This window comes from Nocardia sp. NPDC005366, assembly GCF_040606855.1.
Taxonomy (GTDB): Bacteria; Actinomycetota; Actinomycetes; order Mycobacteriales; family Mycobacteriaceae; genus Nocardia.
The window spans coordinates 1-24,579 of sequence record NZ_JBEXFQ010000003.1; the positions used below are offsets into that span (position 1 = coordinate 1).

Here is a 24,579-nt window from a genome sequence, read left to right on the forward strand (position 1 = left end):
CGCAAAACGCTCGACTGGGATACCCCAGCCGAGCGTCTGCGTGATCTACTGACCACCTAACACCAAGCGGTGTTGCGACGACCCCTAGAAACCGCTCTCGGGAGCACGGGCCGTTCAGATATCCGTATCAGGCCGCGTTGATCAGATCGATCACGAAGACCAGGGTCTTACCGGAGAGGTGGTGTCCCGCACCGGCTGCGCCGTAGGCGAGCTCCGGCGGGATGGTGAGCTGGCGGCGTCCGCCGACCTTCATGCCCGGAATGCCGTCCTGCCAGCCCTGGATGAGGCCGCGCAGCGGGAAGCTGATGGATTCACCGCGCTTCCACGACGAGTCGAATTCCTCGCCGGACTCGAATTCGACGCCGACGTAGTGCACCTCGACGGTGCCGCCGGGTACGGCTTCCTTGCCCTCGCCCTCGATGATGTCCTTGATCACGAGCTCGGTGGGCGCGGGGCCCGCCTGGAATTCGATCTCCGGCTTGGTCATTCGGCTATCTCCTTCGATAGATGATGATGTGCGGTCTTGAATCGTTGTTCGCCGCTTGGATTTTCAGCGGTTGTCGATACCGGCGTAATCGCGCGCGCCGTATCCGGTGTAGATCTGGCGCGGGCGGCCGATCTTCAGCGGCTCGCTGTGCATTTCCCGCCAGTGCGCGATCCAGCCGGGGAGCCTGCCCATCGCGAACAGCACGGTGAACATGCGGGTCGGGAAGCCCATCGCCTTGTAGATGACGCCGGTGTAGAAGTCGACGTTCGGGTACAGCTGACGGGAGACGAAATACTCGTCGGTGAGCGCGGCCTCTTCGAGCGCCTGGGCGATATCGAAGAGCTGATCGTCGCCGCCGAGCTTCTGCAGGATCGCGTCGGCGTGCTTCTTGGCGATCGCGGCGCGCGGGTCGTAGTTGCGGTAGACGCGGTGTCCGAAGCCCATGAGCTTCACGCCGTCTTCCTTGTTCTTGACCTTGCGGATGAACTCCTTGACGTCGCCGCCCTGGGCTTTGATGTCATCGAGCATTTCCAGCACGGCCTGGTTGGCGCCGCCGTGCAGCGGGCCCCACAGCGCGTTGATGCCGCCCGAAACCGAGGTGAACAGGTTGGCGTCCGAGGAGCCGACCAGGCGCACGGTCGAGGTGGAGCAGTTCTGCTCGTGATCGGCGTGCAGGATGAGCAGCATGTCCAGAGCGGCGGCGATCTCCGGGTCGACCTCGTACGGCTCGGCAGGGAACCCGAAGGTCATCCGCAGGAAGTTCTCCACCAGGCTCAGCGAGTTGTCCGGGTAGAGGAACGGCTGGCCGACCGACTTCTTGTACGAGTAGGCCGCGATGGTCGGCAGCTTGGCCAGCAGGCGGATGGTCGACAGTTCGACCTGTTCCGGATCGCGCGGGTCGAGCGAGTCCTGGTAGTACGCCGACAGGGCGTTCACCGCGGAGGAGAGCACCGGCATCGGGTGCGCGTTGCGGGGGAAGCCGTCGAAGAACCGCTTGAGATCCTCGTGCAGCAGGGTGTGCCTGCGGATCCGGTCGGTGAAATCGTCCAGCTGGGCCTGCGTCGGTAGCTCACCGTAGATCAATAAGTAGCTGACCTCGATGAAGGTCGATGTTCCCGCGAGCTGCTCGATCGGGTAGCCGCGGTAGCGCAGGATGCCCGCGTCGCCGTCGATATAGGTGATCGCCGACTTGGTGGGCGCGGTGTTCATGAAACCGGGGTCGTAGGTCACGTACCCGGTGCTGGCCAGCATTTTGCCGAGATCGACGCCGTCGCTTCCTTCGGAGGCTTCGGCGATCGTCATGGCGTATTCGCCACCGGGGTAACTCAGCACCGGTTTGGCATCGTTGATGTGGTCTTTTTCGGGCACGGAAGGATCCCTCTCAGGCTAGGACCGTCGGCATCGGAGTGCGGTCGGCACGGCGGTGCGATTACCTAGACGCTAGTCGCTGTCCACGCGGCCCGACCACGAGGGTGCCCACCGGAGAACCTCACAAACCCACTTTCGTCACGTGAGCATGTCGCGCACCACCGAGGGGCTCGGTTCGTGGATGAGGCAGGGCGTCACGGCTTCTCGGTTTTCACTCGACACGCGAAACGGCCGGCTTGTGCCGAGGTGAGCGCGTCACCGTGTATCGAATGAAGGCAGGGAAGGCGAGGGCCGCGAGGACCACGCCGATGACGACGAGCATTCCGCCACCCGCCGCCGCGACGGCGGTACCCAGGCTCGCGGCGGCGAAACCGTGGGCAACATCACCGATGCGCGGGCCGCCCGCGACGATGACGATGAAAACTCCCTGAAGTCGCCCGCGCATCTCGTCCGTCGTCACCGCCTGCAGCATCGCGATGCGCAGCGCCGCCGACACCATGTCGACCGCGCCGCCGAAAGCCGAGCACGCCAACGCGATCCACAGTCCGAGGCCGATCCCGAGCCCGTGCCCGGTGTAGCCGACGGCGACGCCGAACCCGATCATGGCCACACCCCAGAGCGCGATACAGACCACGACGGCCAGGCCCTGACGTCGCACGTGGGAGATCCACCCGGAGAACACCCCGCCGATCACCGCCCCCGCGGACATGGACGCGAACAGCAGGCCCAAGGCGACGCCGCCGGTGGCCGGGTCGTGGAAGGTCTCCTGCGCGATCTGTGGGAACAGCGCCCTCGGCATACCGAACACCATCGCGATCACGTCGACGACGAAGGAAGCCAGCAGAACGCGCTGGGTGGCCAGGTAGACGAAACCGTCGAGCACGGTGCGGAACCCGGCCCTGCGCGCGTCACCGGTCGGCGGGATGGCAGGCAGTTTCCATACCGCCCAGATGGTGACCAGCAGCGCGATCGCGTCGATCAGATAGAGCGTGGACAGGCCGACCACCGGAATCAACACACCCGCGAGCACCGGCCCCGCGATGGCGCCGACCTGCTGCACCGTCATGCTCAGGGCGCTGGCGGCGGCCAGATGTTCGGTCGGCAGCAGGCGCGGGATGGCGGCGCTGCGGGTGGGCTGGTTCACCGCGAACAGCGCCTGCTGGGCAGCGAAGAGTCCGAGGACGACCCAGACGTTGTCCCATCCGGCCGCCGCCTGGACCCAGAAAGCCAGCGCGGTCAGGCCGGTGCCGGTATTGGTGATGAGCATCAGCGTGCGCCGGTCCATCACATCGGCGAGCGCACCGCCCCACAGCCCGAAAATAATCAGCGGGACCAGGCCGAACAGTCCGGCAAGGCCCACGTAGCCGGAGCTGCCGGTGATATCGAAGATCTGCTGCGGCACCGCCACCACCGCCAGCTGCGACCCTATGACGGTGACGATATTGCTTGTCCACAGTCGCCGGAATTCCGGATAGCGCAGCGGAGTGGTGTCGGCGAGCAGTTTCACCGGCGGCAGCGTAGTGAAGCCGGCACCCGTGCAGAAGGGTTGAGATCGTCACAATCCGAAGACATCCTCGGTTCGCGACGACCCCGGTCAGGGCTGTAGCCGGTCGACGGTCTGCTGGCCCCCGGCGACGCGCACCCTGATCCGGTTGTGCAACCGGCCGCGCCTGCCCTGCCAGAACTCCACTTCGTCGGGGCGCAGCAGGTAGCCGCCCCAGTGCGGGGGTACGGGAATATCGTCGACGTCGGCGAAACGGGCGGTCGTCTCGGCCAGCATGCGATCCAGGTCGGCCCGCGCGCCGATCGGCCGGGATTGGTTCGAGGCCCACGCGCTGAGCTGGGAGTCGCGCGGACGCGAGCGCCAGTACACGCCGGTCACCTCGATCGGGACTTGCTCCACGGGCCCGCGCACATGGATCTGCCTGCCGAGCGCGGGCCACAGGAAAGTGGCCGCGGCGAACGGAACCTCGGTCAGCTGGTTGCCTTTGGCCGAGTCGTAATTCGTGTAGAAAGTCACACCCTCCGGCGAGAGCCCTTTACACAGGACGGTCCGCGAGACCGGGCGAGGCGACCCGCTCGCGAGGGAGACGGTGGCGAGCACCATGGCATTCGGTTCGGCGACACCGACGGCCGTCGCCTGTTCGATCCAATGACGCAGCAACGGTTCCCACCCGCCTGCCACCCAGGTTTCGTCCAGGTCGGTGTCCTCGCCGCTGCCCGAATGGGCAACGCCGTAGTCCACACGCATCGCGGCCAGATCCGTGGTCGCGGCATACTCGGCGGCCTCCTGGCCGAGCGATGAATTGTCCAGGTCACGCATAGGCCAGACGTTACTCCGCGGTAGCAGGGAGCTAAGGTTTTGGTGATCGGCATGTGCTCGGCGAACAGCACCCTTATCGGCGAGAAACCATGCGACCCGAAGTGCAAGGAGAGTCACAACATGACTACCAGCCCCGCGGTTTCCGGCGGTCAGACCGCCGTACCCAGCGATTTCGTCAGCGGCCTCGAGGGCGTGGTGGCATTCACCACCGATATCGCGGAGCCGGACAAGGACGGCGGCGCACTGCGCTACCGCGGCGTCGACATCGAAGATCTGGTCGGCGGCCAGGTGACCTTCGGCGATGTATGGGCACTGCTCGTCGACGGCGAATTCGGTCGCGGACTGCCGCCCGCCGAGCCCTTCCCGCTGCCGGTGCACACCGGTGACGTGCGCGTCGACGTCCAGGCCGGATTGGCCATGCTCGCCCCCATATGGGGATACCAGCCATTACTCGATATCGATGACGAGACCGCCCGTGAGAATCTGGCCCGCGGCTCGGTGATGGCGCTGAGCTATGTCGCGCAGTCCGCGCGCGGTATCTACCAGCCCGCGGTTCCGCAGAAGAAGATCGACGAGTGCACGACGGTCACCGAGCGGTTCATGACGCGGTGGAAGGGCGATCCGGACCCCAAGCACACCGAGGCGATCGACGCATACTGGGTCTCCGCCGCCGAACACGGCATGAACGCCTCCACCTTCACCGCCCGGGTCATCGCCTCGACCGGCGCCGATGTCGCGGCCGCGCTCTCCGGCGCGATCGGCGCCATGTCCGGCCCGCTGCACGGCGGTGCGCCGGCCCGCGTGCTCCCGATGATCGAAGAGGTCGAGAAGTCGGGTGACGCCAGAGCGCTGGTCAAAGGCATCCTCGACCGCAAGGAAAAGTTGATGGGCTTCGGTCACCGGGTGTACCGGGCCGAGGATCCGCGCGCCCGCGTGCTGCGCGCCACCGCCAAGCGACTGGACGCCCCGCGCTTCGAGGTGGCCGCGGCCCTGGAGCAGGCTGCGCTGGCGGAACTGCGTGAGCGTCGTCCCGACCGCGCCATCGAGACCAACGTCGAATTCTGGGCCGCGGTGATCCTGGACTTCGCCGAGGTGCCCGCCCACATGATGCCCGCCATGTTCACCTGCGGACGGACCGCGGGCTGGTGCGCGCACATCCTCGAGCAGAAGCAGCTGGGCAAACTGGTGCGCCCCGCGGCGATCTACACCGGTCCCGCGCCGCGACGCCCGGAAGATGTCACGGGCTGGGCGAGTATCACCCACGCCTGAGGTTCGAATCCGGCCGTCGATTTCGACAGCACAGTGTGAGCCGGGCGTCCGGCGGGGACCGTAATCCTCGCCGCGATGTCCGGCTCGCGCCGTTTCCGCCGGCCTCGAGCGGGCGGGTTCGCGATCATCGAATGCCGCCGGTGCGACCGCACTACTGCTCGCCCAGCGACGCGGCCCAGTCCACGGCGACGGATTCGCCGTGGTCGACGGTGAAGAAAGCGACCTCGAGATGTTGCCCCAGGTCGACGAGACCGATGGCGGCCAGCGGGACCGGTTGGACGAACCGCACCCGCCACGGCGTCGGCTCGTCCCACGCCCGCAATTCCAGATCGAGCCGGAGCATCGGTTCGTCGTGGCCCGAATAGCCGGCGGCAACGGGGGCCGCGGCGAGCACCGTGGCCTCGGCGCGACGGCCGTCGGCGAGGATCTTGGCGATGCTCACCCGGTCGGCCTCATCGATATCGGGCAGGTAGAGCACCAGCCGGTCCCGATCGCCTGGATCGACGCGACAGCACACCACATCGCCGGGCTGCGCCCGTTCCAGATCCTCGGCGCGCATCCGCTGCCTGACGCGGGTCTCGTAGGGCTCGGCCCCGTCGATCCGCACGCGGACCAAGAACACCTGGCCCGCTTCGTCGTTTCCCGCGTCCGCGCCGGATAACCCGAAACCCGCGAGCATCGGACTCCGGCGAACGCCGAGGATGGTCGCCACCCCCTCGGTGCCGCGCAACAGAAGTTCGCGGCGTGCCGCGCCCGAGAGCGTTCCGGCCCTGAGCCCCAGATTCCGCGACCGCGCGCGCCACCCCGAGCCCATCGACGCGATACTCATGCCCGCACCCGGCCCACCCTGTGCTCGCTCATGACGGCTGACGCTAGACGCACTGTGGCATGAGACACGCCGATACCGGCCCGGATTGATCCGGCCGCGTGCGCGCCGGTGCGGCGACCGGCGTCGGCTCTACGACACCACCGGCGCTTCGGCGCGAGTTTTCGAATGTGAAAACAAACGACTGTGAAAACAAACACAGACGCGGGCCGCGATCGTCGCGGCGCCACCCACTCACGCGCGACGAGGACGCGAGGGGCGCACCACGGGCAAACCCATCGGACGTGGGGAACTCGCCGACCTCGCACACTATTCGGGGCCGAGACAGGCGAAGGCAACAAAACCAACCCATCGGTTTGCCACAGCAACGCGTCCGCAACCATCGCACCCGCTCCAACCCGCAGGTCCGGCACGCTTTACGCTTGTCCCCATGACCACTGCGTTCCCGACGATCCCCGACGACATCAAACCCGCCGACGGACGGTTCGGCTGCGGCCCCTCCAAGGTGCGCCCTGAGCAGTTGCAGTCCCTGGTGAATGTCGGCGCCTCGGTGTTCGGCACCTCGCATCGGCAGAAGCCGGTGAAAGACGTGGTAGCGCGGGTACGCGGCGGCCTGCGCGAGCTGTTCTCGCTCCCCGACGGCTACGAGGTGGTGCTCGGCAACGGCGGCACGACCGCGTTCTGGGATGCCGCCGCGTTCGGCCTGATCCGCGAGCGTTCACTGCACCTCACCAACGGTGAGTTCTCCAGCAAATTCGCCGCCGTCGCCAAGGGCAATCCGTTCATCGGCGATCCGATCGTGGTGTCGTCGGAGCCGGGTAGCGCGCCGGAGCCGGTCTCGGATCCGTCGGCCGATCTCATCGGCTGGGCGCACAACGAAACCTCGACCGGCGTCGCCATTCCGGTGCAGCGTCCCGCGGGTTCGGGCGACGCGCTGATCGCGATCGACGCCACCTCCGGCGCGGGCGGTCTCCCCGTCACCATCACCGATGCCGACGTCTATTACTTCGCCCCGCAGAAATGCTTCGCCTCCGACGGCGGCCTGTGGGTCGCGTTGATGAGCCCGGCCGCGCTGGCCCGCGTCGAGGAGATCAAGTCCTCGGGTCGATGGACCCCGGAATTCCTGTCGCTACCGATCGCGATCGACAACAGCAGCAAAGATCAGACCTACAACACGCCCGCGCTGGCGACCCTGCTGCTTTTCGCCGATCAGATCGAATGGCTCAATGGCAACGGCGGCCTGGATTGGGCGGTCAAACGCACCTTGGATTCCTCGTCGCGGCTGTATTCCTGGGCCGAATCGAGTGAATACGCCACGCCGTACGTCGCGGATCCGGCACACCGTTCCCAGGTGGTCGGAACGATCGATTTCGCCGATTCCGTCGACGCCGCCGCGGTCGCGAAGGTGCTGCGCGCCAACGGGATCGTCGACACCGAGCCCTATCGCAAACTGGGTCGTAACCAGCTCCGCATCGGCATGTTCCCCGCGATCGATCCCGAAGACGTCAGTTTGCTGACGCGTAGCATCGACTGGGTCGTCGAGAAATTGGCCTGATAGCCGGAATAAGAAAATCCGGTAACCGCAACAAACGAGCAACCCCCGGGCCACGACGACAACTCCGGATTCGAATCCACACCGGACCGAAGTTCGCGAGTGTCGTTCGTGGCCCGGTTTTCACATTTTCCGGTCTACCGCGGTGACGAAACACGCTCGCTTCGAACGAAATCGGAGGGTCGCGCGCAGTCGCGGCAAACCGAGACGAACAGAGCAGATTAGCGGTTGTGTAGGCCTGTCCGCAGATTTTCGGCCCGCGTGTCTTGCCTCGAGATCATCGACTGTGCACTACTGTTTCGAAACAGTGGGCGGTGTCGCGAGCCGACGCGATAAGGAGGTAGTGGTGCGTGAACTTCGAGTGATCGGGGTGACGCCCGACTCCACCCACATCGTGTGCATCGATACCGAGTCCGGAACCAAGTACCGGCTGCCCGCCGACGACAAACTTCGAGCCGCGGCACGCGGCGACCTCGCCCGATTCGGCCAGATCGAGATCGAAATGGAAGCTACTATGCGTCCTCGCGATATCCAGGCCCGTATCCGCGCCGGCGCCTCGGTCGAACAAGTCACCGAGGAATCCGGCATGCCGTCGAGCCGGGTGGAGCGTTTCGCGTATCCGGTATTGCTGGAGCGGGCCCGTGCGGCCGAATTGGCGCAGAAGGCGCATCCGGTGCGCGCCGACGGTCCGGCCGTGGAAACCCTCATCGATATCGTCACCGCCGCCTTCACCGAACGCGGGCATACCCTCGAGAATGCCGAATGGGATGCCTGGAAGGACGAAAAGGGGGTCTGGGTCGCCCAGTTGCAGTGGCAGAACGGACGTTCCGAAATCGCCGCGCACTGGCGCTACCAGCCCGACGCGCACGGCGGTTCGGTCTCCCCGCTCGATGATCCCGCCTCGGATCTGATCGACCCGGATTTCGGTCGCGCGCTACGCGGTCTCGCGTCCATCCTGCCCTCGCAGGCCGAGATCGAGGCGCCTCCCGCGCCCGAACCTGTCGTCGAAGCGCCGAGGCCGCCCCGCGAAACCACTCCCGCGCCCGCACGTCCGGCGGCCCGGCAGACCCAGCCCACCGTCGACGAGTACTACGAGCAGCGCGCCGTCGCCGCCGGTGGCGCGCCCGCCGCGATTCCCGCGGCGAATGGTTCCGGTCCCGCGGCTCCGGCGACCGGCTCCCCCGCTGCCATCCCGGCGGCGAACGGTTCCGGTCCGAAGATCCCCGCGGGCAGCGCACCCGTCCCGAACGGTTCCGGCCCCGCGGTTCCCGCGGCCGGTGCCCCCGCCGCGATTCCGGCCGCGGCGTCGACCCCGGTCGCACCCGCCGCGAGCGCGACCGCACCGGCTCCGCCCGCCGCCCCGGCCGCGTCCGCGACGCCGCAGCCGTCCGTCGAAGAACCCGCGAAGCCGTCCAACGCCAAACCCGCACCGGCGAAAACCAATCGGAGCAAGCGGGGCAAGGCGCCGATGCCCTCTTGGGAAGACGTCCTGCTCGGGGTCCGCAGCTCCGGCCACTGACACGCGGCGCGCCGATTTCCCGGCCGGGGCCACAAGGCTGGGTTCGGTCGCACCCTCCGTGCATCATGATCGAGTTTGCTGGCTGCCGACATCCGGTTGCTGGGAGCCTCCGAATCATGAAATTCTGGAGCCCGCTGGCGTGTTCGGGAGCGGAAGCCATGCGGCCGAGCCATTCCTGCGCGTAGATTTTATGGGGTAGTCGACGCATTACGTCGGCGAAGGGCAGATCCCGGTGACAGAGGATGCGCTGCGCCATCGCGGTTTTGCTCGAAGTTCGCGGAGCTATTCGTGCAACTCGGGAGGTGCCGGAAATGCTGTCCAAAGCTTCTTCCCTCTGGTACGTCGACGCGTCGGATCCGACGGCGGTGCTCCGCGCGAACCACGACCCGGACCCGGATGCCGCACTGGCACTGGCCACGCAGCTCTACGCCGATCACGACGTGACGCCGGTCATGGTGGGCACCCTCGGCGGCTGCGCCGGTCCGGATCGCGACGAGGTGTACATCGGCTGCTATCCCGGTCTCACCGTGGTGTGCTCCACCCAAGCCGCGCAAGTACACCCGACCGCGCTGCCGGAACTACTCATCCGGCCATTGGCCTCGGAGCACACCTATCTGGTCGCCTTCGACACCACGCACGGCTGGGGCGCGTTCGCGCATTGGGAGCGTGGCGAATTCCGTCGCGCCTTCAGTGCGACCAGGGTGAATATCCTCGAAGACGAGGGCCTGCCCCTGGTGTGGGAACGTTCGTATTGGGCGGGCGAACATCCGGTGTGCTGGCAGCCGGGAGAATTGCCCGACGCCAACGCATTACCCTTCGATCCCCCCGATTTCGCGGATGCGGCGAACGACGAATGGCTGGGATTCCACTACCGCGCCCCCGCTGCCGATGGGACGCTCGGCCCCGGGGATATCTCGGTGTGCGGTTTCACCCTGATGCCGAAGGGCCATATGCCGGATCCCGCCGAAGTGATACCGGCGCCGCAGCGCCACCTCAACGGCGTGGCAAGGCGGCGCGGACTTTTCGGCTGGCTGGGCGGCGGTGACCGGGTGTCGTGAGGCGAGCAGCCGGTCTACGACGTCCGGCCCCACCGACCGTATCGGGCCGTTACAGGGACGACAGGCCCGCGATGATCAGTGCCGACCACGCCAGGACGACACCGGACGCGACTCCCGCGAGCACCCAGCGGGCCACCGGCGTTGTGCGCCAACGCCACGCGGAGGGCGTTGCTCCCCCGGCCGCGATCAGGTTGACCAGCACCGCGAGCACAGGATGCACTCGGGCCAGTGCCTCGCCGAAGGAGTAGACCGCGGCGGCCATCAGCAGGGCGACCATGACCGCGACCGTGATCCCCGCGGCCCACGGCGTCGGATCTCGATACTCCGGGTATGGCCGATAAGGCTCGTACGCTCCGTTGTCTTTCACGATCGCACCTCGCCTTCCACATCCCGGAGGTTCACGACATCCTCACCCGTTCATAGAACGCCATCGCCGCGGCCGTCGCCACATTGAGCGAATCGGTACCGGGTGACATCGGAATCCTGGCTCGGATATCGGTGGCCGCCATCGCTTCCTCGGTCAGTCCCGGCCCCTCCGCGCCGAGCAGCAGGGCGACCCGCGGGCCTGTCATCGCGGTGGCGAGGTTCGTCGCAGACCGGTCCGGGGTGAGCGCGATGATCTGGAAACCCCTGTCACGCAGCAGTTCCAGTCCACCGGGCCAGGTCGGCAATTGCGCGAACGGCACGCGCAACACATGTCCCATCGAGACCCGAACCGCGCGCCGGTACAGCGGGTCGGCGCACCGATCGCCGAACAGGATCGCGTCCGCCCCCAGTCCTGCGGCGTTCCGGAACATCGAGCCGAGATTCTCGTGGTCGTTGATGCCTTCCAGCACCGCGACCGTATTCGCCGCGCGCAACACCTCGTCGACACTCGTTTCGGGGGGCCGCGGCGCGACCGCGAGCACTCCGCGATTCAGATGGAATCCGACCACCTCGGCCATGACCTCGGCATCGGCCCGGTAGTACGGCACATCGACATCGGCCAGATCCTCGGCCAGTTGTTCGTAGCGCTTCCCGACTCCGAGCAGCGCACTCGGACGAAATCTCGAATCGAGCATCCGCTGCACGACCACCACGCCCTCGGCGATGACCAACCCCTTGCGGCCCGGCAGATCGGGCCTGCGGTCGGCGGAGGACAGATCGCGGAAATCGTCCACTCTGCTGTCGGCGGGGTCCTCGATATCGATCACTTCGGCCACCGCTACATCCTGCCGGGCGGGTCGGGCGGGACGTCCCGGCAGGTCGCCGCGCGACCGTTCGACGCGGGCGGTCCGCCGACCCGGATATTCGCGTGCCTGGTCAGGCCGGACATGGCATGGTCGTTGGCATGACTCTGGTTTCCGGAATCACCATCCGATCGGCAACCGAGAACGATGTGGCCGGGATCGGTCTACTCGGCTCGATCTCGTTCGGATTCGGCTACGAGCCGCCGGAGCGACGGACAGTGGAACCGATTTTCCCCGTGGACGGCGCCCTCGTCGCCGTCGACGGTGATCGGGTGGTCGGGCATAGCGCGTCGATGGCGATGACGCTGACGGTGCCGGGCGCGCGGACCGTGCGGGCCTGCGGGATCTCCGCGGTCGGGGTGGCGCCGACGCATCGGCGGCGCGGCATTCTGCGGGCCATGTACACCGAACAACATCGGCGGACCGAGGCGGACGGGGTGCCCGTCACCATTTTCACCGCCAGTCGCGCCACCATCTACGGGCGTTTCGGCTACGCGCCGACCATCCAGCGGAACGCGGTCAGCATCGACCGGCGCTTCGCCCAGTTCTTGCCGAGCGCACCGGATCCGGGCGGGGTCACGGTCGAGGTGCCGAACGATGTCACCGATCGGATCAAGGCGGTCTACGACCGGTGGCGCAGGCAGACGCCGGGCGCGCAGGTTCGCCCGGAATCGAGTTGGGCGCAGCGGTTCGCCGATCCACCGCAATGGCGCGCAGGCGAGACGACCCTGCTCGCGCTCACACACCCGGACGGGTATGTGCTGTATCGGTACCGCCACGACAACCAGGATCCGATTGTGCGGGTGGTCGAGTTCCGGGCGGTCACCACCGACGCGCACGCCGCGCTGTGGCGCGCGCTGCTCGGATTGGATCTCGTCGTCCGTATCGAGGCGGAAGTGCCCGACAACGACCCGCTGCCGTATCTGCTCACCGATTCGCGGCTGATGACGACCCATGATCGTTCCGACAGCCTGTGGCTGCGGATCATGGACGTTCCCGCCGCGCTCATGGCCCGCGCCTACCGGCGTGATCTGGATGTGGTCCTCGCGGTCACCGATCCGTTCCGGGACGCGGGCGGCGTCTTCGCGCTGCGCGTGCGCGACGGCGATGCCGAATGCGCGCCGACCACCCGCGCACCCGATCTCGAACTCGGCATCGATGTCCTCGGCGGGATCTACCTCGGGGCCTACCCGGCGCGCGCCTTCGCCGCGGCGAATCGATTGCGGGCCAAGGATATCGGTCAGGTGCGGGCGCTGGACGAAGCTTTCGCCTCCGAGCGCGACGCCGAACTCGGCTGGTTCTTCTGAGCGCTCCGGCGGCGGGGCCGTCCACGCCGAACCGGAAAACCTTCGGAGCCGTCGGTGGATTTCGCCGTACCCTGGTCGACATGAAGCCGATTCAGCTGGTCCTCAACATCCTCTGGCTCATTTTCGCCGGGTTCTGGATGGCACTGGGCTACATCGTGGCAGGAATCATCTGCTTCGTGCTGTTCTTCCTGGTCGTGCCCATTCCCTTCGGCGTCGCCTCGTTCCGGATCGCCGCGTACGTGCTGTGGCCGTTCGGGCGGACGACGGTCGACAAACCGGGCGCGGGCACCGGCTCGATGCTCGGCAACATCATCTGGTTCATCTTCGCCGGGTGGTGGCTGGCGCTGGGGCACCTGCTCACCAGCATCCCGCTGTTCCTGTCGATCATCGGGATCCCGTTCGGCTGGGCGAATCTGAAATTCATCCCGCTGTCGCTGTTCCCGCTCGGCAAGGACATCGTCGAGAGCGACCAGGCTTTCGGCGGTCGCTGAATACGACCGCGTCCGCTACTCGGATTCGGCGACGATCTGCTTCATGATGCCGACCGCGCGGGTCAGCACCACCAGCTGATCCTCGGTGAGGGCGGACAGCTGTTCGGTCATCCACTCTTCGCGCGCGCTCGCCTCGTCGGCGAGGAGCGCATGGCCCGCGGGTGAGAGCGAGACGATGATCTGGCGTCCATCGGTCGGATGCGGATTGCGCACGACCAGATCCAGATCCGTCAGCGAGGCGATAACCCTGGTCATCGACGGCGGCTGGACACGTTCTTTGGCGGCGAGCGCCCCCGGTGTCATGGCGCCCTCCCGATTCAGGGTGGCGAGCGCGGACAGCTGGGTCAGTGAAATCTGTGAGTCGGCGCGCCGACCCCGCAGATGTCGCGTCAGCCGAACCACTGCCAGTGAGAGTTCACCGGCGAGCGCTCGAACATCCGATGGCGTTGTCACAGAGCGAAACGATACGGGACCGGCCGACCGCGGGACGGGGGTTCCCACCGCTACGCTGAGGCGGTGACCCAGAAAGTCCCGCAGATCCCGCCGCGCCTGACCGACCCGCGTCCGGTCCTCGCGATCGGTAGCCTCCTGTGGTCGATCGCCACGGTGGTGGTGTGGGCAGGCGGTGAGCGGTGGGAAACAGCGCGGCCGGTCTGCCTGATGGGGCTGGCGGTGGGGCTGCTCGGCACCACGATCTTCCTGATTCAGCGCCGCGGCGCCCGCCGCGGCGACAAGGGCGCGCAGACGGGCCTGTAGTATCCGGACGGGTCAGCCGATCTCGAATTCGTCGCTGGTTCCGGTGAAAGGACGCAGTGCGCCGTCCGCGCCGAGAGCGTCGGCGTAATGCACGAACCGGTAGTGTCCCGGCTCCACGTCACCGGGGATGTCCCAGGTGAACCCGGCCACCGATTCAGCGGCGCCGCGCCTGCTCCAGTGATAGCGCACCGCCCACTCCCCCTCGTTCGCGACGCGCGTCCACGCACCGGACGCGGTGCGCCGCTGCACTTCGAGGAAGGTGCCGTTGCGGCGCGGGTTGTGTTTCGGATGGGCGGAGACGAATTCGGCCGCCGCGCGCTCGCCCGGCGCGTACGTGGGGGCCGGTTGGCTCAGCACGTCACCGAAGGCGCGTCCGGGCGGGGTGGCGTCGGGACCGGGTGCGGGCACGAAATTCGGCTGGAGCTGCGAGATGTCGCGCGGCGCCGGGCCGCGGCGAATCGACTGGCGGGCGGCGAAAGCTGAAGCCAGACGGGTGAATTCCTGGAGATAGGCGGGAAGGGTGTAGCGGCCGAACAGGGTCGACCCGCCTTCGTACTGCTGTGCGTCGTATTCCTCAGGGGTGGTGACATATTCGTGGTAGGCATTCGCGTAGCCCTGCATGAGCACCTGCTCCACGTCGACGCCGAGCGCCGCCGCGACCGCGCGGCGGATACGCAGGCCGGAGACGATGGTGAATTCGCCGCCGCCTCCGGCCAGGTAGAGCTCACCGATGCGCACGATCTGGATCGGCACGATATTCGGCACCCAGGGCGCGGGGGGCATCAGCCCCAGCGGTGCGACGATCGCCTTGGGGGCCTGGGCGTCAGCGAGCCACGCGGGCGCGGGAGCGGTCGGGTCGCCGAGGGCTTCGAGGAACGGATTGCGCACGCCCTCGGGAATGGGCAGGCCAGGCAGGCCGGGCCCGTCCTCGACACTGCCCGCGATCAGGGCGACGCCCGCGGCGGCAGGCGCGGTGTGGCGCGGTTGGCCGTCCGGGGTGAAACGGCCGTCGACGGCGATATCGGCGAGGTCGATGTAGCACAGCAGCGCGTCCACCGGGCCCTCGATCGACCGCGCCTGCGCGAGCGCGGCTTTCGATGCCGCGTACTGCCGCTCGCCGATGATGCGGGTGTTCTCGAACTCGTCCTCGGTCGGACCCGACGTCGGGCGCAGGTTGAGATTCGGGGACATGTCGCCCGCGTTGGTCTGGGCGAAGGCCGCGATGAAATCCGGTCGGCCGTCGAGATATCGGACGTCGTGCTCGATGTGTTCGTGCGCGAAAGAGGCGTAACCCTTGTTGTCCGAACTGATCAGGCGATTGGAGTTGCTCATCGACGTGTTGTGCGTGGCATACCAGGTGATGGCGCCGACCTGCTTGCCGCCCTTGACAATCGACAGTGCCGTCACAGCCGGATCGATGGCATCGGGGAAGTGCCCCTTATCCGTTTCCGGGTTGCGTTCGAAGGCGACGCGGGATCGGTTCACACTCGCGTCGTGCAGTTCGGTACGCCCCAGTGCCAAGGTCGCGGGGCCGAGATCGTCGTGGGCGGCCTCGATCGCCTCGACGATGCCGTTCACCTCGGCGTCGTAGACCTGTTGCTGGAAACCGAGTATGGAAAGGTTGTAGGCGTAGTCGTGGCTGGAACCGCCGCAGGTGGCATGCGAATGCGTCGAGGTGAGCATGACGTTCTGCTCGGTATACAGACCGCCGAAGCGGCGCGCGAGTTCCAGCATGACGCCACGGTGCACCGACTGGAAGATCATGCCGTTCTCGGCGACGACGTAGACGATGCGCCGATCGGCTGCCGCGAAGACGAACGCGCGAGCGCGCGGGCGCAAATGGATACCGGCGGTGGTCTGCTCCAGCTGCGAATAGCCCATCATTCCGCATTCGGCGGCCGGACCCGTGAGATCCGAAATACCGAGGCCGATCCGATAACCGCCCGACGCGGGTGCCGCGGCGGCGGTCGCGCCGAACGTCTCGGTCGCGGCGGGAAGCGCGGCCGCCGCGGCCAGGGTAGCCGACCCCGCGGCGGCGCGGGCCAGAACGGTTCTGCGTGACACAGGCATACGCGTCTCCTTCATCCGGATGGCAGCGAACCACATAACTGGACAAACGTCCAGTGCAGATTTTTCGTCACGGCGAATTGACTGCGCGCGCGGCGGGCGCTTAACTCGCTGAGGTGTCCTCCCGATTGAGCGTCGAAGAACGACGGGCCCACCTTATCGAGGCGGCGATCGGCCTAGCCGAGAAAAAGGGCGTTGCCGGTGTGACCACGCGCGATGTGGCTCAGGCGGCGGGCGTTTCGCTCGGTGTGGTGCATTACTGTTTCGAAAACAAGGACGCGCTGATGACCGAGCTGGTCAAAGCGCTCGCGATGGAATTACGCGATTCCGTCGATGCCAATGAAACGGTATGGCAGGACGTCGGAACTGGAAAAGAAGCGCTTCAAAGATTGGTGCGCGCCGGACTCGAACTCATGTGGCTCAACATCGAAGCCACGCCCGAACGACAACTACTCACCTACGAAACCACCACTTACGCATTGCGCGAAGGAGAACAGACCCCCGCGAAAATCGCGATCGCGCGCGAACAGTACACATTCAACGATTCCACGGTGGCCGACATACTCGACCACGCGCGCGACGCCACCGCCACCCAGTGGTCGGTCCCGGTGCCGATACTGAGCCGGTTCACCCTCAATGTCATCGACGGGGTGGTGCTGCGCTGGCTGGTCGACAACGACAGCGAAGCGGTGCGCGAGCAGTTGGATCTGCTCAGCGGAATGCTCGCGGGTTATTCGACGGCATAGGGGATTTCGCGCGCCGGAACACTCGCTCGGTCGACGGCGCGCGGGACGCTCACGTGGGTTGTCGCACCATCGCGCCACCAGGGCACCGAGATCGTCGCGGTCACCGCGCCGGACAACCGCACGCGCAACTCGTCGTGAATCACCAGATCACCGTCCTGCGGCGGAAGTGCGAAGATCCGACGCCACACGACACCGAGCGGTTCCGCCGACCAGGTGGTGCGGCGGCCGGAACCGATCACCTCCGCGGTGACGGAATCGGAGACCAGAGGCAGATCCAGCAATCGCGCCAGGGCGGGCGCGCACTCCTCGTCACCGAGCACAAGGCGCTGCGCGGGCACGACAAGGCCGAACCAGGGCCGGTCCAGCACCATGACACCGGCCGGGTCGGCGGCCTCGCCGGACAGGACGCGGACATGTTCGGGTAGATCGAGGTCGGCCAGATCGAGGCGTTCGTCGGCGACCGCGCTCGCGAGCAATCGATGCGCGCGGGCGACCACCTCGGGAGCGGGGGTCTTCGACGCGTCGGCGAGCGCGTCCAGCAATGCCTCGGCCAGATCCACTGTCATGGCGTCCGGGTTCACGAAAACCGCGCGCAGGCCGTCGAGATCGGACCGGGTGAATCCGTCGAAGGTGAATTCCGGTAGCAGCCCCACGAATTCGGGATCCTCTGGATGCCGGTAGAGGCCGAGTCGGCTGCCGTCGATACGGGCGTGTCGGCGCAGCCACCACGCGGTGTAGCCGTCCGGGTCAGCCACCAGGCGACGGGTCGCCGGCTCGGACACCAACTGGAGCAACGCATCCGGCCAGGCGATCTCGTCCACCAGATCCAGATCGCGGACCGCGGCGAACTCTCGCGGCTCCTCCGTCAGTCCCGCCCACCAGGATTGCTCGTCGTCCAGATCGTGATCGGGTCCGGTCGGATCGGATTCGGCGACAACGGCGAAATCCCAGCCGACGCCGATCGCGCGCAGGGCATCCGCGCCGTAGCGGTCGACGACCTCCTCGGCCAGGGTGCCCAGCGGCGTATCCTCGGCCATCAGCGGATACAGCGGCGCACCCGGTAGCAGCAGTTCGTCGGCGGGACGTAATTCTCCTGCGGTATCGGGTAATTCGAGCCGCCCGAGCCACGAGGGCAGCAGCCGGGGCTCGGCGCGCGTCGCGAGTCGCAGAATCGCGTCGGCGATCTCGGGATCGTCGGGGTGATCCTCTAGTTCGGCGCGCAGTCCCGGATCGTTCAGCAGATCCTCCGGGGTGGCACTGCGCGCTCCCAGCCGCGCGAGCAGTGGATGCGCCGCATCGGGATGCACCAGACGTGCCCAGTGCAGCGGAATCGCGATATCGAGCCGGTCGCCGAGCACCACGGTGCGCGGGCCGGTGACCACCCGGCCGTCGGCAAGCGGCACGGCCAGCGCCCCCAGCTCCTCGGCCGCCAAGGGATCGACGACGAACGGCTCGAGCGCCTCGTAGAGCCGGTGCCACCAGAGCGGGGTTCGCTCCAGCCCGCCCGAGAGCTCGGCCAGCCGCGCCAATCCGAGCCGATGCACATCCAGCACCGCGAGCGCCTCGGTATGCGCGGGTGCGGACAGCTCGGGAACCACCAGCGGACCGATCATGTCATCGAGCAGATCCGCCAATTCCGCACTCAGCCCGGTCAATACACTCGCGCGGGTGGGGATGGCGGTGAAGTCTTCGGTCGTCGGGCCGACGCCGGTTCCGGAACCGGCCGGGTCCGCCGCTCCGGTTCGGTTCTCCGGAGCGGGCGCGTCGAGCGGATCCCAGTCGAATGCGGTCACGGCGGGCCGACCGGTCGCGACGACCGGGAGCCACGGGTGGGTGCGCAGTTCGCGAAGGATGGCCTCGCGCAGGATGGCATCGGTCTCGCCGCGGGCGAAACGGGGGGCTGGGACGAGGACGAGGCGGTCCAGGCGCGGCAGTGCGCGGGCGAATTCCGCGTATCCGGTCGCCAATTCGGCGATACGGGCGCCCGGCAGCAATCGCCTGCGATCCGGTTGCATGGGAATGTCGGCGATCAGCAGCGCGGGCAGGGACAGCTCCTCATCGGAGCGGGTCGGTGCGCGCAACACGTCCTCGGCGGCCGGAACCGGCCTGCCTTTGCGGACGGGGACGAGCCACCGGGCGCGTGCCGTACGGAACTGCCACCAGACCCGCGGTTGTTCACCCCGAACCGTGACCCGCAGCTCCTGCAATCCGTGGTCGAGATCTACCACCGCACTGGTGATCTCGTCGTCACCGATCCGAATACTCTGCAACGCGGGAAGTTCGAGCAGCAGATCGACGGCTTCGGCGCGCATGGATTCGAGCAGGGCTCGCTCGTCCACGTCGTCGCGCAGCCGCAGGACGACCTCGGTATCCGCGCCCGCCGCGGGCGGATCGGGCAGCGGCCACGTCAAACGCAGGACGGGCGGGACGAATCCGGTATCCGCCGCCCCGGCACCGGGCGTCGCCTCGTCTGGGACGCGGATCGCGTTGTCGCGCAGCGCGGCTCGGGTTCGGTCACGCGAGAAATGCAGGGAGCCGGAGGTGGAGCGCAATTCGATATCGTCGCTGACCGACAGGACCGCGGTGAAACCCACACCGAACTGACCGACCGATACGTCGGGGTCGAGTTTGCCCGACACGCGCAACGCGGTCAGCGAATGCACACCGTCGATATCCATGGGCGCACCGGTATTGGCGATCCGGAGAATCCGCCCGTCCAGTCGCACCGACATGCGGCCGGGCACCCCGGCCTTCGCCGCGGCGTCGGCGGCGTTCTGCGCCAGTTCCGTCAGCAACCGGTCGCGGTATCCGGAGCGGACCAGATCCGCCTCGGTCGCGGCGTCCTCCCGCAGCCTGGTCGGCGAATCCCGCCACGCGGCGAGCACCCCGGACCGCAGCCGCTCCGAGCCGAACGGATCGGCCACCTCGCTCAACTCTGCGACGCTGATCGGAACTCCGCCGAACCCGTATCTCGTGCACCGTCGTCGGAAGGTGCGTCACCGGCCTCCGACTCCGATGCCGCGGAGTCGGCCGATGCCACCGATGCCACCGATGCCACCGATGCCGTCGATGCCGTCGATGCCTCTGCCGCCTCTGCCTCGGTATCCGTCACGGGTGGGGTTTCCACCGCGCCCGCGTCCGGTGCCGCCGCCGTGCTGGTCTCGTCTGCCACGGCGAGATCGGGGGCCTGCGCCGCGTCGGTGGCTACGGCGTCGGTCGGCCCGCTCTCGCGCGCCGGTTCCGGGGGGACAACGTCGTAGGCGGCGTCGTCGTACGCCTCGTAGAGGGGCGACCCGCCGCCGACGGGAGCTTCCACGTCGGAGTGCGCGCCGCAGCCGTACTCGGTGTGGACGACGTGGCCGTCCGCGCCCATCGCGTTGCCGCAGACGCCGAAGGCGGCGCGCAGGGCCCCGGCCAGAGGTACGTAGAAACCACAGCGGCCACAGGTGGACGGGGCCGCTCTGGCCATCTCGGTATCGGGGCCGAAGGCGGCGTACCAGCGCTCGGCCGCTTCTTCGCGGCCTTCGAGCGAGAGCACCTTGGTGCGACCGAGGCCGAGTTCGAGCGCGACCTCGTCGACAACCGGATCGCCGGTGGCGACATAGCCGGGGACGAGGCGCGGATCGCCCGCGGGCGGTGCGAGCAGATCACCCGGCGCGAGATCGCCGGGACGGACCCGCTGCTCCCACGGCACGAATTCGGGGGCGGCCAGGGCGTCCGGGCCCGGCAGCAACGCCGATTCGCTGACGGTCGCGTATTGGGCGCCGGGCGGAGCCGCTACCACGACCGCCCACTGCCAGCCGCGATAGCCGCGCATGGTGGCTTCGAAGCGGTGCGTCGCCGCACTCTCGTCCTCGGCGGTGACGCCGAGGTGTGCGCCGACCGCCGCTGGTTCCAACTCCAGGAGCGCGCGGCGGGCAACGTCCACGGCATCGGCCAGAATCGGCCGGACACCGGGCTCCGAAACAGAAACTGCGCTCACGGCCTACATTTTGCCGTATGGAACGCAATCGGCGTTCGTTGGCCGTCCCAGTCCTCGTCTGCCTGCTCGCGGCGGCAGGATGCGGCGGTGTCGACGAGGAGCCTCCGCAGCTGCGCATCGAGGTCGTCGGCACCCTGCCGCACGATCCGAAGGCGTTCACACAGGGACTCGAAGTGGGCGGCAAAGTGCGGTACGAAAGCACCGGGATGCCGGGCGCGTCGACTGTGCGCGCCACGGATGTGGATTCCGGGGTCGAACTGGCCCGCGTCGATGTGCCCGCCCCGTATTTCGGCGAAGGCATGACCATCGCCGGTGCCACCCTGTGGCAGCTCACCTGGCAGAACCACGTCGCCTTCGCCAGGGATCCCGTCACACTGCAGGCGCGCGGGCAGGTGACCTACGACGGTGAGGGCTGGGGCCTGTGCGCCAGGGCGGACCGCCTGGTCATGAGCAACGGCACCGATACGCTCACCTTCCGCGATCCGGTCACCTTCGAACCTGTCGGCACGGTCACCCTGCGCCGCCGCGGCGGCGCGCACCTCAACGAGCTCGAGTGCGCGCGGGACGGTTCGGTCTATGCCAACGACTACCCCACCGACCGCATCCTTCGCATCGATCCCGACACCGGCGAGGTGCTCGCCGTCATCGACGCCCGTGGTCTGCTCTCCCCTGCCGAGCGCGCGAAAACCGACGTGCTCAACGGCATCGCGCAACTGCCCGGCACCGACCGATTCCTCGTCACCGGCAAGTATTGGCCGACCATCTTCGACGTGCGTTTCGTTCCCGCTTGAATCCGATCGCGTTGCGACACAACGTCGCATCTTCCCGGTGTGTCGGGCGCCGCCGGAATACGCCGGATACCAGGATGCGACTTTCGCGACACTGACGCACACGGCCTGAAGACCACCGTTGGCCGATAGTCCAGAATTGTCAGTGTGACTACTCCCCGCGAACCCTCCGGTCCCGCCCGTGGTCCGTGGGACGGCGAGGAGCCCCCGATCGAACGGCACCCGGGTTTCGACCGGTATCCGCCACCCAACTCCTCCGCGCGCCGCAGACCGCTGCCGCCTTTGGACCCGCAGCGCGAAGCCCCGCGGGCCGATCGCCGCAGGCCGTCCGTCCCGCCGGAGGGTGACCCGCGACGCTCGCCCGATCCTCGTGCGGAGACGCGCCGCATCCCCGGCGCCCGCCGCGAGGACGCTTCCGCGCGCCCGCCCGGCACACCGCGCCATGTCTTTCCCGGTAAACCAGCACCCGCGCGCGAGGAACCACCCCGGCCCGCTCCGACCCGGCCCGCTCCGACCCGGCCCATGGATACCGAGCCGCCGACCGAGGAAAAGGCCGGTACGCGGCGTGTGCCGCGCAAGCTGACGGTCACCCGGGTCGCCGCCATGCGGGGCCGCGAACTCACCGAGAAGGGTTTCGCGACCTTCCAGCGCGCCGCCAAAGCCGACGGCGCGGACAAGTCGGGCCTGACCGCGCTGACCTACGCGACAATGGCCAATTTCGCCCTCGACGCCGCGATCGCCGTGGCCTTGGCCAACACGCTGTTCTTCGCCAGCGCGACCGCGGAGAGCAAATCGAAGGTCGCGCTGTATCTGCTGATCACGATCGCGCCGTTCGCGGTGATCGCACCGGTGATCGGTCCGCTGCTCGATCGTCTGCAGCGTGGCCGCAGGCTGGCGCTGGCGGCCTCGTACGCGATCCGCGCGGTGGTCGCGGTGGTTCTGATCTTCCAGATCGATTCGTGGGCGCTGTATCCGCTCGCGCTGTGCATGATGGTCGGCAGTAAATCGTTCGCGGTCCTCAAGAGCGCGGTGACGCCACGCGTGCTGCCACCGGATATAGATCTGGTGCGCACCAATTCCCGGCTGACCGTCTTCGGTCTGGTCGGCGGCACCATCGGCGCCGGCGCGCTGGCCGCGCTGGCCGCATCGATCGCCGGTTCCACCGGGGCGCTCGTGCTCGCCACGGCCATCGCCGCCACCGGCGCCTATCTGAGCCTGCGCATCCCGCGCTGGGTCGAGGTCACCGAAGGCGAAGTGCCGACCACGCTGAGCTATCACGGCGACGATTCGACGACCGAGGTGCTGGCCACCTCGAACGATCCCTCGGCGGTGCCCCCGCGTAAGCGACGTCAGCCGTTGGGGCGGGCCGTGGTCACCGGTCTGTGGGGTAACAGCGCCATCCGGGTGCTGACCGGATTCCTGACGTTCTACGTGGCATTCGTCGCCAAGGCCACGGGCGACGGCGGCTGGCACCAGGCCGCCATGCTCGGCGTGGTCGGTGTCGCCGCGGCAGTCGGCAATTTCACCGGCAACGCGACCGGGGCCCGGCTCACCTTCGGCAGGCCGCAGCTGATCGTCCTCGGCTGCACCGCGGCGTGCACCGCGGTCGCGCTGTTCGCGGTGTTCACCGACAATCTGCTCGGCGCGGCGGTGGCCACGCTGGTGGGGGCGGGCGCGAGCGCATTGGCGAAGGTGTCGCTCGACGCCTCCATCCAGGACGATCTGCCGCCGGAATCGATCGCCTCCGGCTTCGGCCGCTCCGAAACCGTGCTCCAGCTCAGCTGGGTGATCGGCGGCGCGGCCGGTGTGCTGCTCCCGACGGAGTACTGGAAAGGTTTCGCGGTGGTCACCGGAATACTCGCGCTCGGCCTGATCCAGACCTTCGTCAGCTACCGCGGGCATTCCCTGCTGCCCGGTTTCGGCGGCCACCGTCCGCTGCACGCCGAGCAGGAAGTCCCGGTGGCGCATCATGACGCCAAGGAACCGCGGGCCCAGCGATCGGACATCACACGTATTCAACGAGGGACGGGAGATCCCATCTGTGAGTGAGCGCAGCGAGCTGATCACGCATGCGGCGACGAGCGGCGACGAGGCGCAGTCGTGACCAAGCCGAAAACCCGCATCGTTCTCGCGCTGGTCGCGGCGGCGCTGTTCGTCGTCGTCGCCGCGACGGTGAGCGTACTGGTGGTGGCCGTCCGTGACGCGCCCGAGCACACGCCCGAACTCACCGCCTACGCGAAAGGCACGACCGTCGACGTGGCGCCGTTCGCCTACTGCGCGGTCAGCATGCGTGACTGCAAAGTGCTCCCCGAACGACCGGCGGACGCGGAAGGCACCGTCTTCGCGGGCCTACCCTGCGACCCGAACGTGTCGGAATGCAAGCGGGGCCGCACCGTCGATCTCGAAGTGCCGCCCGATTATCCCCTGCAACTGTCGCTGCCCAAGAAAGTCGCCGACGCCCCCTGGCTGGCGCAACTCGTCTACGTGACCTCGAACGGCGAGAAGGTGGACCAGGTCGTCAGCCGACACGACTACCCCGAAGGCGCACTGGCGATCACCATAGATTCGCACCCGACACCGGAACTGCGCCTCATCGGCGTAGAACTCCAATTGCCGATCCTCGCCCGCGACGAAACCGGCCGCGAGTTCTACGTCCCCCATGCGGCCTGGTCGATCAGCACGGTCTGAGAATCGTTCGAAGGGGAACGAATTCGACACTGGCAAGCGCGGAACCCGTGCAGGACAAGACATTCCCCACGAGGAAACAGGGCCGGACGTTCCCGCTGGCAGTCCCGAAAGAGCGACGAGACC

22 protein-coding genes are annotated in these 24,579 nt (G+C 67.7%); 11 read left to right on the plus strand and 11 right to left on the minus strand.

Going from position 1 to position 24,579, the window contains the following annotated elements; translation table 11 throughout:
* Window positions 1–127 precede the first annotated feature (127 nt).
* From ABZS43_RS04360 to pdxH, 4 genes are all read right to left on the minus strand, one after another.
* The gene (locus ABZS43_RS04360) at window positions 128–487 is read right to left on the minus strand and encodes an FKBP-type peptidyl-prolyl cis-trans isomerase (RefSeq protein ID WP_355034387.1); all 360 of its coding nucleotides are present in this window, start codon (window positions 485–487) and stop codon (window positions 128–130) included.
* A gap of 63 nt (window positions 488–550) precedes the next feature.
* On the minus strand, window positions 551–1,855 hold the full coding sequence (locus ABZS43_RS04365; protein WP_355034388.1) for a citrate synthase: 1,305 nt from the start codon (window positions 1,853–1,855) through the stop codon (window positions 551–553).
* 211 nt (window positions 1,856–2,066) lie between these two features.
* Window positions 2,067–3,362: an MFS transporter gene (locus tag ABZS43_RS04370; RefSeq protein WP_355034389.1), complete on the minus strand. Its 1,296-nt coding sequence runs from the start codon at window positions 3,360–3,362 to the stop codon at window positions 2,067–2,069.
* A gap of 87 nt (window positions 3,363–3,449) precedes the next feature.
* Window positions 3,450–4,178, minus strand: coding sequence for a pyridoxamine 5'-phosphate oxidase (pdxH, locus tag ABZS43_RS04375; protein ID WP_355034390.1), 729 nt, complete (start codon window positions 4,176–4,178; stop codon window positions 3,450–3,452).
* Window positions 4,179–4,298: 120 nt separating this feature from the next.
* Between pdxH and ABZS43_RS04380 the strand changes: the two genes are divergently transcribed.
* Window positions 4,299–5,447 (plus strand): citrate synthase 2, encoded by a 1,149-nt coding sequence (locus ABZS43_RS04380; protein ID WP_355034391.1) that lies wholly within the window; start codon window positions 4,299–4,301, stop codon window positions 5,445–5,447.
* Between the two features lie 151 nt (window positions 5,448–5,598).
* Here the strand turns inward: ABZS43_RS04380 and ABZS43_RS04385 are convergent, their stop codons facing one another.
* Window positions 5,599–6,276 carry a hypothetical protein gene (locus tag ABZS43_RS04385; protein ID WP_355034392.1) on the minus strand — a complete coding sequence of 226 codons (678 nt, stop codon included), beginning with the start codon at window positions 6,274–6,276 and terminating at the stop codon, window positions 5,599–5,601.
* 427 nt (window positions 6,277–6,703) lie between these two features.
* On the opposite strand from ABZS43_RS04385, the gene serC reads away from it, so the two are divergent.
* The 3 genes from serC to ABZS43_RS04400 all read left to right on the plus strand — a co-directional run bounded on the left by serC (window position 6,704) and on the right by ABZS43_RS04400 (window position 10,402).
* Window positions 6,704–7,828: a phosphoserine transaminase gene (gene serC / locus ABZS43_RS04390; RefSeq protein ID WP_355034393.1), complete on the plus strand. Its 1,125-nt coding sequence runs from the start codon at window positions 6,704–6,706 to the stop codon at window positions 7,826–7,828.
* A 343-nt stretch (window positions 7,829–8,171) separates the two neighbouring features.
* Complete coding sequence (gene sepH, locus ABZS43_RS04395; protein WP_355034394.1) at window positions 8,172–9,344, plus strand: septation protein SepH; 1,173 nt, start codon at window positions 8,172–8,174, stop codon at window positions 9,342–9,344.
* 311 nt (window positions 9,345–9,655) lie between these two features.
* Window positions 9,656–10,402 carry a hypothetical protein gene (locus tag ABZS43_RS04400; protein WP_355034395.1) on the plus strand — a complete coding sequence of 249 codons (747 nt, stop codon included), beginning with the start codon at window positions 9,656–9,658 and terminating at the stop codon, window positions 10,400–10,402.
* Window positions 10,403–10,451: 49 nt separating this feature from the next.
* Here ABZS43_RS04400 and ABZS43_RS04405 read toward each other — a convergent pair whose 3' ends face one another.
* A complete protein-coding gene (locus ABZS43_RS04405) occupies window positions 10,452–10,769 on the minus strand; it encodes a DUF2537 domain-containing protein (RefSeq protein ID WP_355034396.1) in 318 nt (105 codons plus the stop codon).
* 31 nt (window positions 10,770–10,800) lie between these two features.
* A complete protein-coding gene (locus ABZS43_RS04410) occupies window positions 10,801–11,604 on the minus strand; it encodes an RNA methyltransferase (RefSeq protein ID WP_355034397.1) in 804 nt (267 codons plus the stop codon).
* Window positions 11,605–11,732: 128 nt separating this feature from the next.
* Between ABZS43_RS04410 and ABZS43_RS04415 the strand changes: the two genes are divergently transcribed.
* Both ABZS43_RS04415 and ABZS43_RS04420 read left to right on the plus strand, forming a co-directional pair.
* Complete coding sequence (locus ABZS43_RS04415; RefSeq protein WP_355034398.1) at window positions 11,733–12,938, plus strand: GNAT family N-acetyltransferase; 1,206 nt, start codon at window positions 11,733–11,735, stop codon at window positions 12,936–12,938.
* A gap of 80 nt (window positions 12,939–13,018) precedes the next feature.
* Entirely contained in the window at window positions 13,019–13,429 is a 411-nt protein-coding gene (locus ABZS43_RS04420) for a YccF domain-containing protein (protein ID WP_355034399.1), read from the plus strand.
* A gap of 15 nt (window positions 13,430–13,444) precedes the next feature.
* On the opposite strand, the gene ABZS43_RS04425 is transcribed toward ABZS43_RS04420, so the two are convergent.
* The gene (locus ABZS43_RS04425; RefSeq protein WP_355034400.1) at window positions 13,445–13,882 is read right to left on the minus strand and encodes a MarR family transcriptional regulator; all 438 of its coding nucleotides are present in this window, start codon (window positions 13,880–13,882) and stop codon (window positions 13,445–13,447) included.
* Between the two features lie 63 nt (window positions 13,883–13,945).
* Here ABZS43_RS04425 and ABZS43_RS04430 point away from each other — a divergent pair, with 63 nt between their 5' ends.
* Window positions 13,946–14,185: a DUF2530 domain-containing protein gene (locus ABZS43_RS04430; protein ID WP_355034401.1), complete on the plus strand. Its 240-nt coding sequence runs from the start codon at window positions 13,946–13,948 to the stop codon at window positions 14,183–14,185.
* 12 nt (window positions 14,186–14,197) lie between these two features.
* Here ABZS43_RS04430 and ABZS43_RS04435 read toward each other — a convergent pair whose 3' ends face one another.
* A complete protein-coding gene (locus ABZS43_RS04435; protein ID WP_355034402.1) occupies window positions 14,198–16,255 on the minus strand; it encodes a neutral/alkaline ceramidase in 2,058 nt (685 codons plus the stop codon).
* Window positions 16,256–16,380: 125 nt separating this feature from the next.
* Here ABZS43_RS04435 and ABZS43_RS04440 point away from each other — a divergent pair, with 125 nt between their 5' ends.
* On the plus strand, window positions 16,381–16,998 hold the full coding sequence (locus ABZS43_RS04440) for a TetR/AcrR family transcriptional regulator (RefSeq protein WP_355034403.1): 618 nt from the start codon (window positions 16,381–16,383) through the stop codon (window positions 16,996–16,998).
* Here ABZS43_RS04440 and ABZS43_RS04445 read toward each other — a convergent pair.
* Window positions 16,983–19,922 carry an ATP-binding protein gene (locus ABZS43_RS04445; RefSeq protein WP_355034687.1) on the minus strand — a complete coding sequence of 980 codons (2,940 nt, stop codon included), beginning with the start codon at window positions 19,920–19,922 and terminating at the stop codon, window positions 16,983–16,985. The two genes, ABZS43_RS04440 and ABZS43_RS04445, sit on opposite strands and share 16 nt — an antisense overlap.
* Before the next feature lie 5 nt (window positions 19,923–19,927).
* Window positions 19,928–20,980: a DUF3027 domain-containing protein gene (locus tag ABZS43_RS04450; protein ID WP_355034404.1), complete on the minus strand. Its 1,053-nt coding sequence runs from the start codon at window positions 20,978–20,980 to the stop codon at window positions 19,928–19,930.
* A gap of 17 nt (window positions 20,981–20,997) precedes the next feature.
* Here ABZS43_RS04450 and ABZS43_RS04455 point away from each other — a divergent pair, with 17 nt between their 5' ends.
* The 3 genes from ABZS43_RS04455 (at window position 20,998) to ABZS43_RS04465 (ending at window position 24,456) form a co-directional block, all read left to right on the plus strand.
* Window positions 20,998–21,771 carry a glutaminyl-peptide cyclotransferase gene (locus ABZS43_RS04455; protein ID WP_355034405.1) on the plus strand — a complete coding sequence of 258 codons (774 nt, stop codon included), beginning with the start codon at window positions 20,998–21,000 and terminating at the stop codon, window positions 21,769–21,771.
* A gap of 144 nt (window positions 21,772–21,915) precedes the next feature.
* On the plus strand, window positions 21,916–23,817 hold the full coding sequence (locus tag ABZS43_RS04460) for an MFS transporter (protein WP_355034406.1): 1,902 nt from the start codon (window positions 21,916–21,918) through the stop codon (window positions 23,815–23,817).
* Between the two features lie 51 nt (window positions 23,818–23,868).
* Complete coding sequence (locus ABZS43_RS04465; RefSeq protein ID WP_355034407.1) at window positions 23,869–24,456, plus strand: DUF2771 domain-containing protein; 588 nt, start codon at window positions 23,869–23,871, stop codon at window positions 24,454–24,456.
* The last annotated feature ends 123 nt before the right edge of the window (window positions 24,457–24,579 follow it).